The sequence below is a fragment of the Bacillus sp. RO1 genome, assembly GCF_012524115.1.
Taxonomy (GTDB): Bacteria; Bacillota; Bacilli; order Bacillales; family Bacillaceae_I; genus Sutcliffiella_A.
In genome coordinates, this window is sequence record NZ_JAAZWB010000024.1 from 1 (window position 1) to 18,348 (window position 18,348).

Annotated in this window: 14 protein-coding genes, 8 tRNA genes and 1 rRNA gene; 20 read left to right on the forward strand and 3 right to left on the reverse strand. The window is 40.9% G+C overall.

Translation table 11 applies throughout. The features are described from left to right. Positions 1-2: 2 nt before the first annotated feature. The 10 genes from rrf (at position 3) to rocF (ending at position 2,286) form a co-directional block, all read left to right on the forward strand. Positions 3-119 (forward strand): 5S ribosomal RNA (rrf, locus tag HC179_RS01460). Positions 120-128: 9 nt separating this feature from the next. Further along, positions 129-203 (forward strand) — tRNA-Asn (locus HC179_RS01465). 1 nt (position 204) lies between these two features. Continuing rightward, positions 205-278 (forward strand) — tRNA-Thr (locus tag HC179_RS01470). A gap of 13 nt (positions 279-291) precedes the next feature. Continuing rightward, positions 292-366, forward strand: a tRNA-Glu gene (locus HC179_RS01475). A gap of 55 nt (positions 367-421) precedes the next feature. Continuing rightward, positions 422-497 (forward strand) — tRNA-Val (locus HC179_RS01480). A gap of 8 nt (positions 498-505) precedes the next feature. Beyond that, positions 506-589: transfer RNA gene (locus tag HC179_RS01485), tRNA-Tyr, on the forward strand. 133 nt (positions 590-722) lie between these two features. Further along, a tRNA-Gln gene (locus tag HC179_RS01490) sits at positions 723-797 on the forward strand. Positions 798-799: 2 nt separating this feature from the next. After that, positions 800-872 (forward strand) — tRNA-Lys (locus tag HC179_RS01495). A 35-nt stretch (positions 873-907) separates the two neighbouring features. Next, positions 908-980 (forward strand) — tRNA-Ala (locus tag HC179_RS01500). A gap of 403 nt (positions 981-1,383) precedes the next feature. Beyond that, a complete protein-coding gene (gene rocF / locus HC179_RS01505) occupies positions 1,384-2,286 on the forward strand; it encodes an arginase (protein WP_168862725.1) in 903 nt (300 codons plus the stop codon). Positions 2,287-2,321: 35 nt separating this feature from the next. Here the strand turns inward: rocF and HC179_RS01510 are convergent, their stop codons facing one another. Further along, entirely contained in the window at positions 2,322-2,504 is a 183-nt protein-coding gene (locus tag HC179_RS01510; RefSeq protein WP_346775100.1) for an aspartyl-phosphate phosphatase Spo0E family protein, read from the reverse strand. A 193-nt stretch (positions 2,505-2,697) separates the two neighbouring features. Between HC179_RS01510 and sigW the strand changes: the two genes are divergently transcribed. The 6 genes from sigW to glmS all read left to right on the forward strand — a co-directional run bounded on the left by sigW (position 2,698) and on the right by glmS (position 10,310). After that, a complete protein-coding gene (gene sigW, locus HC179_RS01515) occupies positions 2,698-3,261 on the forward strand; it encodes an RNA polymerase sigma factor SigW (protein WP_060666092.1) in 564 nt (187 codons plus the stop codon). Positions 3,262-3,281: 20 nt separating this feature from the next. Further along, the gene (locus HC179_RS01520; RefSeq protein WP_168862726.1) at positions 3,282-3,896 is read left to right on the forward strand and encodes an anti-sigma factor family protein; all 615 of its coding nucleotides are present in this window, start codon (positions 3,282-3,284) and stop codon (positions 3,894-3,896) included. Positions 3,897-4,157: 261 nt separating this feature from the next. Next, the gene (gene cdaA / locus HC179_RS01525; RefSeq protein WP_168862748.1) at positions 4,158-4,979 is read left to right on the forward strand and encodes a diadenylate cyclase CdaA; all 822 of its coding nucleotides are present in this window, start codon (positions 4,158-4,160) and stop codon (positions 4,977-4,979) included. Continuing rightward, positions 4,972-6,222, forward strand: coding sequence for a CdaR family protein (locus tag HC179_RS01530; RefSeq protein WP_168862727.1), 1,251 nt, complete (start codon positions 4,972-4,974; stop codon positions 6,220-6,222). Before cdaA ends, HC179_RS01530 begins: the two co-directional genes overlap by 8 nt. A 20-nt stretch (positions 6,223-6,242) precedes the next feature. Further along, on the forward strand, positions 6,243-7,589 hold the full coding sequence (glmM, locus tag HC179_RS01535) for a phosphoglucosamine mutase (RefSeq protein ID WP_168862728.1): 1,347 nt from the start codon (positions 6,243-6,245) through the stop codon (positions 7,587-7,589). 915 nt (positions 7,590-8,504) lie between these two features. Then, the gene (glmS, locus tag HC179_RS01540; protein ID WP_168862729.1) at positions 8,505-10,310 is read left to right on the forward strand and encodes a glutamine--fructose-6-phosphate transaminase (isomerizing); all 1,806 of its coding nucleotides are present in this window, start codon (positions 8,505-8,507) and stop codon (positions 10,308-10,310) included. A gap of 400 nt (positions 10,311-10,710) precedes the next feature. On the opposite strand, the gene HC179_RS01545 is transcribed toward glmS, so the two are convergent. After that, entirely contained in the window at positions 10,711-12,081 is a 1,371-nt protein-coding gene (locus tag HC179_RS01545) for a sigma-54 interaction domain-containing protein (RefSeq protein ID WP_168862730.1), read from the reverse strand. Between the two features lie 256 nt (positions 12,082-12,337). On the opposite strand from HC179_RS01545, the gene pruA reads away from it, so the two are divergent. The 4 genes from pruA to HC179_RS01565 all read left to right on the forward strand — a co-directional run bounded on the left by pruA (position 12,338) and on the right by HC179_RS01565 (position 16,752). Then, complete coding sequence (gene pruA / locus HC179_RS01550) at positions 12,338-13,885, forward strand: L-glutamate gamma-semialdehyde dehydrogenase (RefSeq protein WP_168862731.1); 1,548 nt, start codon at positions 12,338-12,340, stop codon at positions 13,883-13,885. A 75-nt stretch (positions 13,886-13,960) separates the two neighbouring features. Further along, positions 13,961-15,157 (forward strand): ornithine--oxo-acid transaminase, encoded by a 1,197-nt coding sequence (locus tag HC179_RS01555; protein ID WP_168862732.1) that lies wholly within the window; start codon positions 13,961-13,963, stop codon positions 15,155-15,157. A gap of 19 nt (positions 15,158-15,176) precedes the next feature. After that, on the forward strand, positions 15,177-16,445 hold the full coding sequence (locus tag HC179_RS01560) for a Glu/Leu/Phe/Val family dehydrogenase (protein WP_168862733.1): 1,269 nt from the start codon (positions 15,177-15,179) through the stop codon (positions 16,443-16,445). 52 nt (positions 16,446-16,497) lie between these two features. Next, a complete protein-coding gene (locus HC179_RS01565) occupies positions 16,498-16,752 on the forward strand; it encodes a biotin/lipoyl attachment domain-containing protein (RefSeq protein ID WP_240948439.1) in 255 nt (84 codons plus the stop codon). Positions 16,753-16,981: 229 nt separating this feature from the next. Here HC179_RS01565 and HC179_RS01570 read toward each other — a convergent pair whose 3' ends face one another. Beyond that, complete coding sequence (locus HC179_RS01570; RefSeq protein ID WP_168862750.1) at positions 16,982-18,310, reverse strand: YjiH family protein; 1,329 nt, start codon at positions 18,308-18,310, stop codon at positions 16,982-16,984. Positions 18,311-18,348 lie beyond the last annotated feature (38 nt).

Here is an 18,348-nt window from a genome sequence, read left to right on the forward strand (position 1 = left end):
TGTCTGGTAATGATGGCGAAGAGGTCACACCCGTTCCCATACCGAACACGGAAGTTAAGCTCTTCAGCGCCGATGGTAGTTGGGGGATCTCCCCCTGTGAGAGTAGGACGTTGCCAGGCTAGTATTGTTCCACCATAGCTCAGCGGTAGAGCATTCGGCTGTTAACCGAAGGGTCGTAGGTTCGAATCCTACTGGTGGAGCCATGCTTCCATAGCTCAGTTAGGTAGAGCACTTCCATGGTAAGGAAGAGGTCACCGGTTCGAGCCCGGTTGGAAGCTTATACAAAAAATTGGCCCGTTGGTCAAGCGGTTAAGACACCGCCCTTTCACGGCGGTAACACGGGTTCGAATCCCGTACGGGTCACCAAAGTTTTTTCGCGTAGCGAAGATAACTGTCCTATTAAATAATATGAATTTACATTGGAGGATTAGCTCAGCTGGGAGAGCACCTGCCTTACAAGCAGGGGGTCGGCGGTTCGATCCCGTCATCCTCCACCATATCCCTTGGAGGGGTAGCGAAGTGGCTAAACGCGGCGGACTGTAAATCCGCTCCTTCGGGTTCGGCAGTTCGAATCTGCCCCCCTCCACCATTTTAACTTCGAAATGAAAATTCCGGAGTTTTTGTTTGAAGAAATGTATAAACTTCCTGATATCAGAGATAATAAGTGAAGTTAGTTATCACTGAAGATTGGGTATGTGGTACATAGAGACAACTACAATTAATGGGCTATAGCCAAGCGGTAAGGCATCGCACTTTGACTGCGACATGCGTTGGTTCGAATCCAGCTAGCCCAGCCAACGTGCCATTAGCTCAGTCGGTAGAGCATCTGACTTTTAATCAGAGGGTCGAAGGTTCGAGTCCTTCATGGCACATAATTTTTTTGAAAAGCTTTATTATAACTTTATAAGGGGCCTTAGCTCAGCTGGGAGAGCGCCTGCTTTGCACGCAGGAGGTCAGCGGTTCGATCCCGCTAGGCTCCACTTCTTAATAAAGTTTAAGTCATAGACCTTTGGGTTTATGGCTTTTTTGTTTGTTATCTTGTTTAGGTAAGGATTTTGCAAAAAGTTTTTTCTCGTAATATAAGGCCAAGAGTACTCCAGTGAATCGGGCGATAATTTAGAATTACGGGCGAAAAAAATTAATCGGACGTTATTTAAAAAGTACGGGCGAAAATCACGACAAATCGGCCGAAATGCAAAAATGTCCGCTCATTCTCAGATCGGTTCACCTAACTATAACGCTAAATTTATCCTCACATCTTCCATCTGTCATAAATAATCCAACAATTCCAAACTGCATATATATTCAAAACTATGTCGAGTTGAGTCATCTGATAGTTTCCCTATACAATAGAAGCAGAATACATTAAGGGGGACACGATTCATGAAGAAAGATATCAGTATTATTGGAGTACCAATGGACTTGGGGCAGACACGTCGCGGAGTGGATATGGGTCCTAGTGCGATAAGGTATGCAGGAGTAGTAGAAAGATTAGAAAATTTAACAAAGACGATAGAAGATCTTGGAGATATTGAAATTGGCAGCAGAGAAAGAACAGCATCCGGTGAAAGTAACCTCAAAAATTTGAAAGCGGTTGCGGAGGCTAGTGAAAACCTGGCTTCTAAGGTAGATGAAGTCCTATCAAGTGGAAGGTTTCCTTTAGTATTTGGTGGAGATCATAGTATTGCTATTGGGACAATTGCAGGTCTTGCGAAGCACTATTCCAACATGGGAGTAATCTGGTATGACGCACATGGGGATCTTAACACGGGAGAAACTTCTCCATCAGGTAATATTCATGGGATGCCGCTGGCGGTTAGCTTGGGTATTGGTGATTCTACATTGACGTCTATCGGCGGAGACTATGCGAAAATCAAACCTGAAAATATAGTTATAATTGGCGCAAGATCTTTGGATGAAGGCGAGAAAATTTTAATTAAGGAAAAAGGCATTAAAGTATTTACGATGCATGAGATTGATCGTTTAGGTATGACTGCCGTGATGGAAGAAGCTATTGCCTACTTAAAGGAACGAGAAACAGATGGAGTTCATCTATCATTAGACCTTGATGGACTAGATCCTCATGATGCACCAGGTGTTGGGACACCAGTACTTGGAGGAATCTCGTATCGCGAAAGCCATTTGGCTATGGAAATGCTAGAAGAAGCAAATATTCTGACTTCAGCTGAATTTGTAGAAGTTAACCCAATACTAGACGAGCGTAACAAAACAGCAACGGTAGCTGTCGCTTTAATGGGATCCTTATTTGGTGAAAAACTTCTTTAAATATCCTTTTACAAAAAAAAACCAGCAACTAATACTTAAGTAGTTGCTGGTTTTCGTTTTATTTGTAGATATAGGTATTGATTTATCAATGAATCAAGCGAGGTACTCACATCAATTACTTCCTTAGATTGAAGATGGTTAGATGAGGAAAGTCGAATCATTTCTTCTCTTTTTCTCTCAATTGCTTCTTGTAAATGGACGGTAGCATGGACGGCCACTATACAACACCCCTTATTGATTAGGCTTCAAAAACTAATGTTAGTAGCTTTTACCCTCTTTTATCCTTTTTTAAACCAAATTCAGTAAATATTTGTTAGAATATATTTTAGAGAAAAGTTTTTCGAGAAAAATGAAACCTTTTACGGCGAAGGAACGTATTACAAGTCGACCGCCAGACTACGGGGGAACGGAATGGAAGAGCTAATCAGAAAAAGAATAAAACAAATAAAAAAAGGCGATCAGGATGCATTTGCAGAAATTGTGGAATTGTTTAAGGACAAGATTTATCAATTGGTCTATCGAATGATTGGTAATTCGCATGAAGCAGAAGACATTGCACAAGAAGCATTTATACGTGCATATATTAACATCAACAGCTTCGATGTAAATCGCAAGTTTTCGACCTGGCTATATCGAATTGCAACAAACCTGACGATTGACCGTATACGCAAAAAGAAGCCAGATTATTATCTAGATGCAGAAGTAGCAGGTACAGAAGGGTTGACCATGTATTCCCAGGTTGCAGCGGATATTGCGTTACCTGAGGAGGAAGTGGAAACAATGGAGCTGCAAGGTGAAATTCAGCGCCAGATACTTAAGCTTCCGGATAAATACCGGTCAGTAATTGTCTTAAAATACATTGATGAGTTATCATTGATTGAAATCAGTGAAATTCTAGAAATTCCGGTCGGAACCGTAAAGACTAGAATCCATAGAGGGCGAGAAGCGCTGAGACAGCAATTGCGCCATGTTTAATTCTGGAGGTGTTATAAATAATGAATAAATGCCCGGAACATATCGTCCAGTATATGCATGAGTATTTAGATGGTGATCTAGAAAAAGAACGAGAAAAAGAGCTAAAAGCACATCTCCACGACTGCAAGGAATGCTATCAACAGTTTCATGAATTGGAGAAGGCGATTGCCCTTGTGCAAAGCACCTCTCATATATCTGCACCAAATGATTTCACGCAAAGAGTGATGAATAGTTTACCGAAAGAAAAGAAGACCATTGGTTGGAATCGCTGGTTCCGTTCCCATCCAATGCTTGTAGCTGCCGCCATTTTCTTTATTTTAATGAGCGGAAGTTTATTTGGAGGTTGGCAGGAAGAGAAGTTTGCATTCACTAACCAGCCGAATCTTATAGTGGAGGATAATACTGTTGTCGTCCCTGAAGGAAAGGTTGTAGATGGGGATGTCGTCGTAAAGAACGGAAACATCCGCGTTGAGGGTGAAGTCAGAGGGAATGTGACGGTCATCAATGGTGAAAACTACCTCGCTTCTGCAGGCCAGGTAACAGGAGACATCGAAGAAATCAACCAAGTATTCGAATGGATCTGGTACACCATGAAAGACGGTTTCAAAAAAGCGGTGGATGTTTTTAACGATTGAGCAGTAACTTAGTTGATCGCAGTGGAAAGCGAAGCGCCTGAAAAGAAGATCAACTGTTATAAGTTATATCAAAATGAGGTGCTTGAAACTATTCAAGCATCTTTTTATATTTCAAGGAGATTATAATAATATTGCAAAACATGAATTAACAGGCCAGTTCTACCTGATTGTTAAAAATATGCTATAATAACATGGTTACGGTTTTCGTACTTGATACATAAATCTTGTACTGTTAAAGGAAGTGTGAGGATGCCTTTTGAAATACCTTTTGGAGATATGCCATATTTAAGTTACCTTGCTAATATCATAGATATTTTACTCGTTTGGTTTGTTATCTATAAGCTTATCATGGTCATCCGTGGGACAAAGGCGGTCCAGTTATTAAAAGGGATAACAGTAATTGTAGTGGTAAGGATCATTAGTAACTTTTTAGGATTCAGTACCTTACAATGGTTGATGGACCAAGCTTTGACATGGGGATTTCTGGCGATAATCATTATTTTTCAGCCAGAGCTTCGTCGCGCCTTGGAGCAATTGGGTAGAGGGAAATTGTTTTCAAGAAGCGGGATAGATGATGAGGAAGAGCATGCCAAGATGATTGAAGCAGTCGTTAAATCCGTGCAATACATGGCCAAACGCCGTATTGGAGCGTTGATTTCGATTGAACGAGAAACCGGGATGGGAGATTACATAGAAACGGGTATTCCGTTGCATGCAAAAGTTTCATCCGAGCTTTTGATTAACATCTTTATTCCGAATACACCACTTCATGATGGAGCGGTTATTTTGCAAAAGAGCCAAGTATCTGCAGCAGCTTGTTACCTGCCATTGTCTGAGAGTCCTTTTATTTCAAAAGAGCTTGGAACAAGGCATAGAGCGGCACTTGGAATTAGTGAAGTAACAGATAGTATCACCATTATCGTATCAGAGGAGACTGGAAGTATATCTGTTACGAAGAACGGTGAGTTGCACCGTGATCTAGAACCTGAATTATTCAGCGAGCTATTGAAGAAGGAATTGGATATAAGTGTGAAGACCGCTAATTCGAATCGCTGGCAATGGAGGGGGCAGAAGGATGGATAAGTTTATCAATAACCGTTGGGTGATGAAAATTATCGCTTTGATGTTGGCCTTTATGCTTTACATGTCAGTCAGCATCGAGAATAGTTCCACTCAGCAGACAGACTCTCCCCCTTCTCCTTTTTCCGGATCCACTGATGTGCAAACAGTGACAGATGTTCCGGTTGAAGCGTTCTATGACCGGGAGAATCTAGTTGTTTCCGGTGTCCCGCAAAGTGTTACAGTAACACTAGAGGGTCCTACGGCATCTGTAAAACCAACAGCCTTGCAGAAGGATTTCGAAATCATTGCAGATCTATCCAATTTGGGTATTGGAACTCATGAAGTAACGTTGGAGTCTCGGAATCTGTCTGACAGATTAGATGTTGTAATTGAGCCATCAGTAGCTTCCGTTACCATACATGAAAAGATTGCTGAGGATTTCCCAGTGGACGTTGATTTTATTAACAGAGGCCAAATGGAAGAAGGTTATCAGGCAGAACAACCAATTGTTAAGCCTAATATTGTTAAAGTGACAGGATCTCGTGAATTGATTGAAAGTATCGCACTGGTGAAAGCACGTGTTGATCTGAAGGGCGTCAATGAAGCTGTTGAACAACAGTCTCGTGTGACGGTCTATGACAGGGAAGGAAACACGTTGAATGTGGAAGTAAATCCTCCTGTAGTAGATGTGAGTGTTCCGATTACAAGTCCTTTTAAATCAGTACCGTTGAAAATAAATCGCAAAGGGTCTTTAAAAGAGAACCTAAGTATTACAAAGATAGAAGCTGTACCAAATGAAGTAACGGTTTATGGACCCAAAAGCACCCTTGACAAGTTGGAGTTCATTGATAATATAGAGTTGGATTTAACTCAGATTACGGAAAGCACAACCATTGAAGTTGATGTTCCTGTACCAGATGGCGTGAAACGCGTTGTACCGGAAAAGGTGAAGATCAATGTGGAAGTGGAAAAAGAAGAGCAAAAAACGTTTACCAATGTCCCTATTCAACAAATCGGTCTATCTGAGGGGCTGGAAATAGAATTCATTGACCCGGAAACTGGCTTAATGGATCTTACGGTACTTGGCTCACCAAGCACCCTTAAGGGAGTTAATAGCTCCGATATGGAAATGTATATCAATGTAACAGACTTAAATGCTGGGGAACATGAAGCCCCTCTTGAGATAAACGGTCCACAAAACGTTTCGTGGGACCTGCCAAAGAGAAATGTAAAGTTTAGATTAATAGAAGAAACTAATGAGTAGTAAAAGGAGAGATTTACGAAATGGGTAAATATTTTGGTACGGATGGAGTGCGCGGTGTAGCGAACTCGGAATTAACACCTGAATTGGCATTTAAAGTAGGACGTTTGGGAGGATATGTGTTAACAAAAGACCAAACTCGTCCGAAAGTGCTGATCGGCCGTGATACGCGTATTTCAGGACATATGCTGGAAGGAGCGCTAGTGGCAGGTTTACTATCCATTGGTGCAGAAGTCATGCGTTTAGGTGTAATCTCTACTCCTGGTGTGGCTTACCTGACAAAAGCATTAGGTGCCCAAGCCGGTGTGATGATCTCTGCTTCTCATAATCCGGTTGCAGACAACGGAATTAAGTTTTTCGGCCCGGATGGTTTCAAACTTTCTGACGAGCAGGAAGCGGAAATTGAAGCATTGATGGATGAAGAGACAGACAGCCTTCCGCGTCCAGTCGGTGCAGATTTAGGTCAAGTAAACGACTATTTTGAAGGCGGACAGAAATACCTTCAGTTCCTAAAACAAACTGTGGATGAGGATTTCTCCGGTATACACATAGCATTAGATTGTGCACATGGTGCGACATCTTCTCATGCTACACATCTTTTTGCAGACCTAGAGGCGGACATCTCTACCATGGGGTCTTCTCCTAATGGATTGAACATCAATGATGGTGTAGGTTCTACCCATCCAGAGGCGCTTGCACAATTAGTGCTTGATAAGGGTGCTGATATCGGTCTTGCATTTGATGGTGACGGAGACCGCATCATCGCAGTGGATGAAAAAGGACAAATTGTCGACGGTGACCAGATCATGTTCATCTGTGCAAAATACTTAAGCGAACAAGGTCGTCTTCGCCATAACACAGTCGTATCCACTGTGATGAGCAACCTTGGCTTCTACAAAGCATTAGAGGCTAACAATGTAGAAACTAAGCAAACAGCAGTTGGTGACCGTTATGTAGTAGAAGAGATGAAGAACGGCAATTATCTCCTTGGTGGAGAGCAATCCGGCCACATCATCTTCCTTGACTACAACACAACAGGTGACGGCATGCTAACAGGTCTTCAGCTTGTCAATATCATGAAGCTGACGAAAAAGAGCCTATCTGAGCTTGCTGGTGAAATGACAAAGTTCCCTCAACTTCTTGTGAACATCAAAGTGACGGACAAGCACCGTGTAACAGAGAACGAGAAAGTAAAGGCTGTTATTGAAGAAGTAGAAGAGGAAATGAACGGCAACGGCCGCATCCTTGTGCGTCCTTCCGGTACAGAGCCACTTGTACGTGTCATGGCCGAAGCGCCAACTCAAGAACAATGCGATGAGTACGTAGAACGTATTGCAGCTGTAGTGCGCGAGGAAATGGGCACGGAATAATTGAAACGGTGAACGAGAAAGATATGCATATACCGCACTTATGGAGCGGTGGGTGCATATCTTTTTTATATAGTGTGGAAATTTGGATAGCGGTGCTCATAGCATGTAACGTTCTTGTTGGATGGTATCAATGCGGGAACAGGTTGAAGCAGTCGGCATGATTGCATGCAGTGGAATTTGTATTTGTCCGAAGTTTTGCCGTTTTTGACCGAAGTTTTGGCAAAGTTGGCCGAAGATTTCGCGATTTTGACCGAAGATTGGACATAGTTGTCCGAACGAAAATTTGAAATGTCCAAACATCTTGGATTTTTGACCGAACAGTCCCCATCAATTGTCCGAAACTACCCCTAAAACCATGCGGAAATGTCCGAACTGTATGGGAAAGTGTCCGAATGCTTTTTTAACCAAAAAAAAAGCGGGAAATTCGCTTATTTAAACAATCAAAAGCGTCATTTTCTATCTAATGCCTAATCCAACACCGTGAGTAGCTAACTCACTACCCTATTCATACCAGTAGCATAAGTCAAAATGCCCCCACTTTTTCATAAAATGGAAATAATCCACATAATTGTTGACGAATTGGGGTATGGAAGGTAAGATATTATTTGTTGCTATTCAAGAATGGAAAGGAGCATCAAAGCCATACAACAATAACTAGATACACAAAGCGCCTGAACTAAGCGATGGACGAATCAATGCTTAGTTGACGAGGAGGAGGTTTATCGATCTATCGGCGGATGCCTCCCGGTTGCCAATCACAACCGACTCAGGGACAGTTTAAAGCATAAAGGCAACTTTATGTACAAAGACTGTTACTATGATTACCAAATTATTTTATAGGTAATGTGGGGGCAAGACTGTCCCCTAATTATGGTGTGCTTTCTTGTCCCTGCAACTCTAGGGAGGAAACTATTTATGTGCGGAATCGTAGGATATATCGGAACACAAGATACAAAGGAAATTCTTTTAAAAGGTCTAGAAAAGCTTGAATACCGTGGATATGACTCTGCTGGGATCGCTGTTATGAACGAGAGCGGCGTACACGTATTCAAGGAAAAAGGCCGTATTGCTGACCTTCGCGAAGTAGTGGACAATGACGTTTCAGCTTCAACTGGAATCGGTCATACTCGCTGGGCAACTCACGGTGTACCAAGTAAAGTGAATGCGCATCCACACCAAAGTACGTCTGGTCGCTTTACACTTGTACACAACGGTGTCATCGAGAACTATTCACAATTAAAGCGCGAACACTTACAAGGCGTAGAACTAGTAAGTGAAACTGATACAGAAGTAGTCGTACAGATCATCGAGAAATTTGCAAACGAAGGACAGCATGTGGAAGAAGCGATGCGTCGCACTCTTTCCATCCTAAAAGGTTCTTACGCGATTGCTTTACTGGACAATGAAGACCCAGAAACAATCTATGTTGGAAAAAATAAGAGCCCGCTATTAGTTGGAGTAGGCAAAGGCGACTTCAACGTGGTGGCAAGTGACGCAATGGCAATGATCCAAGTAACAGATCAATTCGTTGAGCTGATGGATAAAGAGATGGTTATCGTGAAGAAAGAAGCGGTAACGATTAAAAAGCTGAACGGTGAAATTATCGAGCGTGCGCCATACACTGCTGAACTTGATGCAAGTGATATCGAAAAAGGCACATACCCACATTACATGTTAAAAGAAATTGATGAGCAGCCATTAGTAATCCGTAAGCTCGTCCAAAAATACCAAAACGAAAGCGGCGAGTTGACGATTGATGCCGATATCATCAACGCTGTTAACCAATCTGACCGCATCTACATCGTAGCAGCAGGAACAAGCTACCACGCAGGTCTAGTTGGAGCGCAAATGATTGAAAAGCTTGCAAAGGTACCGGTCGAAGTACACGTAGCAAGTGAGTTCAACTACAACATGCCAATTCTTTCTGAAAAACCGCTATTCATCTTCATCTCTCAAAGTGGAGAAACAGCGGACAGCCGTGCAGTACTTGTACAAGTAAAAGAGTTGGGTTACCCAGCACTTACTGTTACAAACGTACAAGGATCCACACTTTCCCGTGAAGCAGATTTCACATTGCTACTTCACGCAGGCCCTGAGATCGCCGTAGCTTCTACAAAAGCATACACGGCACAACTTGGCGTTCTGTCTATTTTCGCTGCAGTACTAGCGGAATCTAAAGGTCACAACCTAGAATTCGACCTAGTGCAAGACCTAGGAATTGTTGCAAACGCAATGGAAGTCCTTTGTGATGCAAAAGAAGAGCTAGAAGATATTGCGCGTAAATTCTTGGCAACAACAAGAAACTGCTTCTTCATCGGCCGTACAATGGACTACTATGTTGGCCTTGAAGGTGCATTGAAACTAAAAGAAATCTCCTACATCCAAGCAGAAGGATTTGCTGGAGGAGAATTGAAGCACGGAACGATTGCCCTAATCGAAAATGGTACACCAGTTATCGCGATCTCTACGCAAGAACAAGTGGACTTAAGCATCCGCGGTAACGTGAAAGAGGTAGTAGCACGCGGTGCAAACCCTTGTATCATCTCCATGAAAGGCTTAGAAACAGAAGAAGATAGCTTTGTTGTACCACAAGTAAACGAACTGCTATCTCCACTAGTTTCCGTTATTCCGTTGCAATTGATCTCTTACTACGCAGCACTTCACAGAGATTGTGACGTAGATAAGCCACGTAACCTGGCGAAGAGTGTTACGGTGGAATAATAAAATGAACAACAAATGCGGCTGGGACAAAAGTGTTTTAGTCTAAATAAAACCCGAACTAATATAAAATCTTATATTAGTTCGGGTCTTTTTTCGTTTAAAAAATACACTTATTTTTTGGGTTGCACCAGCTGTTGATTGGAGCAAAAGGCGAAGACTCCTGAGGGAAATAGCGGTAGCTTGAGACCCCGCAGCGGAGCGAGGAGGCTCAAGCACCGCCCTAGGAAAGCGAAGCCATTTGTGGAGATCAACAACGGTATTTAGAGCCAATACCTATGACACCTAAATTGTTCGTCTTTTATTAGGTTTTTTTAGTTTTGTCCCAGCCTCATTTTTGAATTCACCTATAATACAAAATTAAACTTTCCTTTATTTAGGTTTATGAGTAATCTATTTCCCCTTATTTTACTTCATATTTCTTTAATCGATATTGTAAACTCTGTCTGCTCATTCCTAACGCTTTAGCAGTTTTTGAAATGTTAGAGTCATGTTGCTCCAAAGCTTTAAGTAAATATGCTTTTTCAGCCTCCTCCATATGTGATTCAAAGGATTGAATGCTGTCTTCCGGTTCCGGTTCAACTAGTTGATTCTTAGTGGAAGCAAAGCCTGTTTCTTTAAAATTTGTTTTCTTTCTAAAAGGAAGGGGCAGATGGGAAAATGTAATGATATCCTCGTAATCTAATAGGTTCATTGCACCTTCAATAATGTGTTCAAGTTCCCTCACATTTCCAGGCCAGTCATATTCAAAAAACAATTCAAGCACATCTTTGCTAATCCCTCTTATATTCATATTGAATAGATCATTATATTTCTCAATGAATGAGTTAACAAGTAAAGGAATATCCTCTTTTCTTTCCCGAAGAGGAGGGATAAAAATCGAAACAACACCTAATCGATAATAGAGGTCCTTACGCAAATTGCCATTTGCAATCGCATCTATCGGATCTTCATTAATTGTGGCTATAATACGGACATCGATTTTTTTATCTTGGATATCTCCGACTCTACGAATTGATTTTTCTTGTATCACACGTAATAGCTTTGCTTGTAAGGCAGGGTTTAACGAGTTAATTTCATCAAGTAAAAGTGTTCCACCCTGGGCTTGTTCGAATAAACCAGGCCGCTCAATTGATCCAGTAAAAGCCCCTTTTTTTGTACCAAAGAGCAATCCTTCAATTAAATTGTCTGGAAGTGCTGCGCAGTTTTGGCTGATGAATGGTTTGGATGAGCGAAGACTACCGTTATGGATACTTTGGGCAAATAATTCTTTACCTGTTCCTGTTTCTCCAATTATCAAAACAGAGGAGGAAGTTCTTGTCGCTCGCTTACTATTTTCAATCACTTCAAACAGAGCTTCACTTTGACCAATTATGCTATCAAACGTGTACTTCGCATCTCCTTTTAGGAGGATGTTTTCACGAATAATTCGTTCAAGCTTTGTAACATCTTTCGCGATTTCGATTGCACCAATTACTTGATTTTCCTCATTAAAGATAGGGTACGTGTCATTAATGGTCGTTATCTCTTGTCCTTTATTATTAAAATACGTTTGTTTCGTATTTTTTGTTGTAGTACCGTGGAGCAGTGCTTGTAAGAGTGTACTGTCTTTCTCTTCTGGAAACATAAAGACCTCCAGCAAAGACTTATTAATCACATCCTCTTCACACATTTCCTCAATTTCCGTCATTTTACGATTATAGATTATGGTTTTTCCCTGTGTATCAATGGCATGTACTCCGACGTCCATCACCTCTAATAATTTTTTTAACATCGGTTTGTAATCCTGTTTCAGCCTTTCATTTTGTTCCCACAATGTAAGCACCTCTAATCGAACAAGTTTTCTTCTAGTTTAGGGTATGGATTGATAAGGTGCAATGTATTTTTGCGATATTGACATATTAAAGTAAGATAAGTGCAAAAAACCATTGCTTTGTATGGCGTACATTCCCATAAACACACCGTTTAATAGTTGGCACGATTCTTGCTTATATAGTCGGTGTAAAGAATTTTAAAAGGGGATGAGTGGTTTGGTCCAATCATATAAACATGAACCATTTTGTGATTTTACAAATCAGAGCAATGTAAAAGAATTTGAAGCGGCACTACACAAAGTAGAATCTGAATTAGGGAAGCATTATCCCCTTATCATAGGCGGAGAAAGAATTTTTACGGAAGAATCCATTGTATCTATAAATCCTGCAAATAGGGAAGAAGTAGTTGGTCGTGTATCAAAAGCGACACAACAGCTCGCTGAAAAAGCGATGAAAGAGGCAGATCGGACATTTCAAACTTGGAGAAAATCCAAGGTCGAGATGAGAGCGGATATTTTATTCAAAGCTTCTGCTATTGTACGCCGTCGAAAGCATGAGTTCTCTGCGGTTTTAGTGAAAGAAGCCGGGAAACCTTGGAATGAAGCGGATGCGGATACGGCTGAAGCTATTGACTTCATGGAGTATTATGCTCGTCAAATGCTGAAGTTGAAAGATGGGATTCCAGTGGAGAGTCGTTCAATGGAATACAATCGTTTTAATTACATCCCATTGGGAGTTGGAGTCATTATTTCTCCATGGAACTTTCCATTTGCTATCATGGCGGGAATGACGACTGCAGCATTAGTTACAGGAAATACAGTGTTACTTAAACCAGCGAGTACAACACCAGTGATTGCCGCAAAATTTATGGAGGTTTTAGAAGAAGCGGGATTGCCTGCAGGTGTTGTGAACTATATCCCTGGGAGTGGTGTAGAGGTAGGGGATTACTTGGTCGACCATCCACGTACACGTTTTATCAGCTTTACTGGGTCTCGTGATGTTGGATTGCGAATTTATGAGCGGGCTTCTAAATTAAACCCTGGGCAAATTTGGTTAAAACGAGTGGTTGCTGAAATGGGTGGAAAAGACACGATCGTCGTGGATAATGAAGCAGATCTAGAGTTAGCAGCGCAATCAATCGTTGCATCTGCCTTTGGTTTCTCCGGACAAAAATGTTCTGCCTGCTCAAGAGCGGTTGTTCTAGAAGATGTTTATGATCAAGTGCTAGAGCGAGTTGTGGAGTTAACAAAAGAATTAACGGTAGGAGATCCTACACAACGATCGAATAAGATGGGTCCTGTAAATGACCAAGGTGCATTTGATAAAATCATGAGCTATATTGCGATTGGAAAAGAAGAAGGCAAGTTAATGTTCGGTGGGGAAGGTGAAGATAAAAAAGGCTGGTTTATCCAACCAACTATTTTTGCTGATGTAGAGGAAAACGCACGAATAATGAAAGAAGAAATTTTTGGACCTGTAGTTGCGTTTTGTAAAGCAAAGGATTTTAACCATGCCATTGATATTGCAAACAACACAGAATATGGGTTAACCGGAGCGGTGATTACGAATAATCGCAAAAACATAGAGAAGGCACGTGAAGACTTCCACGTCGGTAACCTTTACTTTAACCGTGGCTGCACAGGAGCAATCGTAGGATATCAACCATTTGGCGGATTTAACATGTCTGGAACAGACTCAAAAGCCGGAGGACCGGACTACTTATTACTTCATTTACAAGGGAAAACAACTTCTGAAATGCTTTAAAGAAAGGCTATGTTTTATTAGCGTTGATTTCAGGCTAGCATAAAGAAAAAATAGTAAATTTAGGTGGGATATAAAATGCCAACATTGACTGAAGGTTTAATTGAGCAAACAGAAAAGTACGGTGCAAAGAATTATCATCCGCTTCCAATAGTCATTTCAAAAGCGGAAGGTGTATGGGTGGAAGATCCTGAAGGAAATAAATACATGGATATGTTAAGTGCATATTCCGCAGTGAACCAAGGACATAGACACCCCAAAATCATCCAAGCTCTAAAAGATCAAGCGGACCGAGTAACTCTTACATCAAGAGCATTTCATAACGATCAATTAGGACCGTGGTATGAAAAAATAGCAAAGGTAACAAAAAAGGAAATGGCTCTTCCGATGAACACTGGAGCAGAGGCGGTGGAAACAGCGATAAAAACGGTTAGACGCTGGGGCTACCATGTAAAGGGAATTGCTGAAAATCAAGCAGAAATAATTGCATGTACCGGAAACTTTCATGGCAGAACAATGTCAGCGGTATCACTTTCTTCAGAATCAGAATATAAGAAAGGCTTTGGTCCGATGTTACCGGGAATTAAATTAATTCCATATGGTGATATGGAAGCACTGCGTGAGGCAATCACTCCTAATACTGCTGCATTTTTGATAGAGCCTATTCAAGGTGAGGCAGGGATTGTTATTCCTCCCGCTGGTTTTCTAAAGGAAGCCTTTAACTTATGTAAGGAACAGAATGTATTATTTGTGGCAGATGAGATCCAATCGGGACTTGGACGATCAGGTAAAATGTTTGCTTGTGATTGGGAAAATGTCGTACCCGATATGTATATTTTAGGGAAAGCACTAGGCGGAGGCGTATTCCCAATATCGTGTGTTGTTGCAGACAAAGAGATTTTAGGTGTATTTAATCCTGGGTCCCATGGCTCCACTTTTGGAGGGAACCCAATGGCATGTGCAGTTTCCATCGCATCTCTTGAAGTGCTAGAAGAAGAAAAACTTACAGAACGTTCGATGGATCTAGGAAACTACTTCATGAAACGTTTAAAAGAGATTAATAACCCAATAATCAAGGATATTCGTGGAAGAGGTTTATTTATTGGTGTCGAACTTCATGAAGAGGCGAGACCATACTGTGAAGCTTTGAAAGAAACCGGTCTTTTATGTAAAGAAACCCATGATACAGTCATTCGCTTCGCACCGCCACTCATTATCACGATTGAGGAACTAGATTGGGCGATTGAACGTATTCAACGCGTGTTAACTAAATAATGATCCAAGGGGGCCAACCATGAGTACTGTTGTTAAAAATGTCCAAGAAGAATCTTTAAATTTATTTACTTCCACTCAAGTTGTAATTAAAGAGGCATTAGAAAAACTAGGGTATTCCCATCAGCTATTTGAACTATTAAAAGAACCTCTTAGAATGTTGACAGTACGAATTCCTGTCAGAATGGATGATGGATCAACAAAAGTATTTACAGGATATCGTGCACAACATAATGACTCGGTTGGTCCGACGAAGGGGGGAATACGCTTCCATCCTGAGGTGGACGAGGAGGAAGTGAAGGCACTTTCAATGTGGATGAGCCTAAAATGTGGCATTGCGGACTTACCATATGGAGGAGGAAAAGGTGGAATCATTTGCGATCCAAGGAAGATGTCTGCTACTGAGTTAGAACGACTCAGCAGAGGGTATGTAAGGGCAATCAGTCAAATTGTCGGCCCTACTAAGGATATTCCTGCTCCTGACGTATATACCAATTCACAAATTATGGCTTGGATGATGGATGAATATAGTCGGTTGCGTGAATTTGATTCGCCCGGCTTTATAACGGGTAAGCCCCTGGTACTTGGTGGGTCGCATGGGAGAGAAAAAGCAACGGCACTTGGTGTAACCATCTGTATAGAGGAAGCAGCAGCCAAAAAGGGAATTCCATTGAAAGGTGCTCGCGTGGTCATTCAGGGATTTGGCAACGCTGGTAGCTTTTTAGCAAAATTTATGCATGATGCGGGAGCAAAAGTGATTGGGATATCTGACGCATATGGTGCTTTGTATGATCCAGCAGGATTAGATATTGACTATTTACTTGATAAGAGAGATAGCTTTGGAACAGTAACGACTCTTTTTGAACATACGATATCAAATGAACAATTATTAGAACTTGATTGTGATATCTTAGTTCCTGCGGCGATTTCAAATCAAATCACCGCTCAAAATGCCCATAAAATTAATGCGGCAATTGTAGTGGAAGCAGCCAATGGTCCAACCACTTTAGAAGCAACCAAGGTTTTAACAGAACGTGGCATACTTCTTGTTCCTGATGTGCTTGCAAGTGCCGGTGGTGTCACCGTTTCTTATTTTGAGTGGGTACAAAATAATCAAGGTTTTTATTGGCCCGAAGAAGAAGTTATTGAAAAACTTAATAAAGTTATCGTTGAATCATTTAATCAAGTTTATCGTGTTTCTCAAGACAGAGACGTAAACATGCGTTTAGCTGCTTATATGGTTGGTGTTCGGAAAATGGCAGAAGCATCACAATTCCGAGGTTGGATTTAATTATTATCCACTGGTTCAAACTGGTTCAACGAATTTACAAGGAGTGAAGAATGTGATCCAACGATATCATTCAATTAAGTGTCCATATGATGGAATAATTGAGAAAGTATACATTTGCGAAAATAGCCATGTATATGAATGGGAAAATCTTTTCTTAATCAAAACAACAGAAGGGAAGATAGAGGGAATCTCAGTAGGTGCAAGTGGACACATCATCTCCCTCGTAGTAAACCAAGGGGATCAGGTAAGACGGAATATGCGATTAGCTTCTTTACAAGATGATTTTATTATCACAGGGTCTGATTGATATTATTTTTTATAGCCGTAAAAAGGTTTGGGATAACCCAAGCCTTTTTTCTTATTTGAATACGGATCGGAACTAGTTTTTAATTAAAAAGAGGCTGCTAGCTAATCAGCTTTTACTGATTTTCTAGACAGCCATTTTTATATAAAAGAAAAGCGAAAGGCACGAGACTCCCGAGACCCTCCACAACACAACAGAATGTAAACAGTAACACTAAATATTCAAGGTAAACTTAAAAAATAATGTGAGCCATTAATACGATTATAGGTAGCGTAATAATTGTGCGCTGCAGGAAAATGATAACTAATTCCAAAAAATGAACAGGTAGTTTGGATCCTAATAACAATCCACCTACTTCTGACATATAGATTAATTGTGTGACAGATACACAGCCAATAACAAAGCGAGTTAGTTCGCTTTCAATTGAACTGCCAATAATAGCTGGTAGAAACATATCTGCAAAACCTACAACCATCGTTTGAGAAGCAGCCGCTGCTTCCGGCACTTGCATGAGGGTGAGGAGCGGGATAAACGGCATTCCTAGGTACTTAAAGACAGGGGTATATTCTGCAATAATTAGTGCTGCCGTCCCGATTGCCATAACGATAGGAATAACTCCCATCCACATATCTAGTACGTTTTGGATTCCTCCCTTAAATACAGTCGCATAACTTTTATTCTTCTTCGCTTGTTGAATAGCTTGATTTAAGCCCCATGTAAAGTGTGACGTGTTTTTTGGTAGATTTTCATCTATCTTTTTTTCAGCTTGTTCATAGTAAGTATCTGGCTTTCTAGATAAAGGTGGGATTCTTGGACATATAAATGCTGCTACAAGGCCCGCGATCACAATTGTAAGATAAAATGGTCCAAATACATTTTGAAGATTTAAGTACGAGATGACAACGATTGTAAACGTAATCGATACAACAGAGAAGGTTGTCCCTATAATAACAGCTTCTCTTTTTGTATAATATCCATCCTCATATTGTTTATTGGTTAATAGGACACCAATCGTACCGTCACCCAACCAAGATGCTAAACAGTCAATGGAAGAACGGCCAGGCAATTTAAATAATGGTCGCATAACTTTTGTTAATAAGGCACCACATAATTCAAGCAGACCAAAGTTCAGTAATAGCGGTAAAAATAACCCTGCGAAAAGGAAAACTGAAAACAATACGGGAATTAAGTCGTAGAGTAACAATCCACCAGTATTTTCAGACCAAATCCAATTTGGACCAATCTGAAATAAAGTCATAATTGCAAAAATCATCCCTAGTACTCTAGCAATAAGCCAGGTAGAAGAGACATCAAATAGCTTTGAAAGAAACGGAGACCTTTCAATGAAAAACGGCTTAGATAACTTTACCAATAAAGTGATTATTGTTGTCAGCACAATTATACCTGTCATAACAGAAGGTAGAATACTTGTAAAACTGTTCTGCACTAATTTAGCTAACATTGCAACAGGAATTGTAATTTCACCATTAAATGGAAAAGGGATAATAAATAGAACAATACCAATAAAACTAGGAAGGATAAACTGTAAATACTCTTGCATGCTATAAGATCTATTGGGTATTGGTCGCACAGATTCCT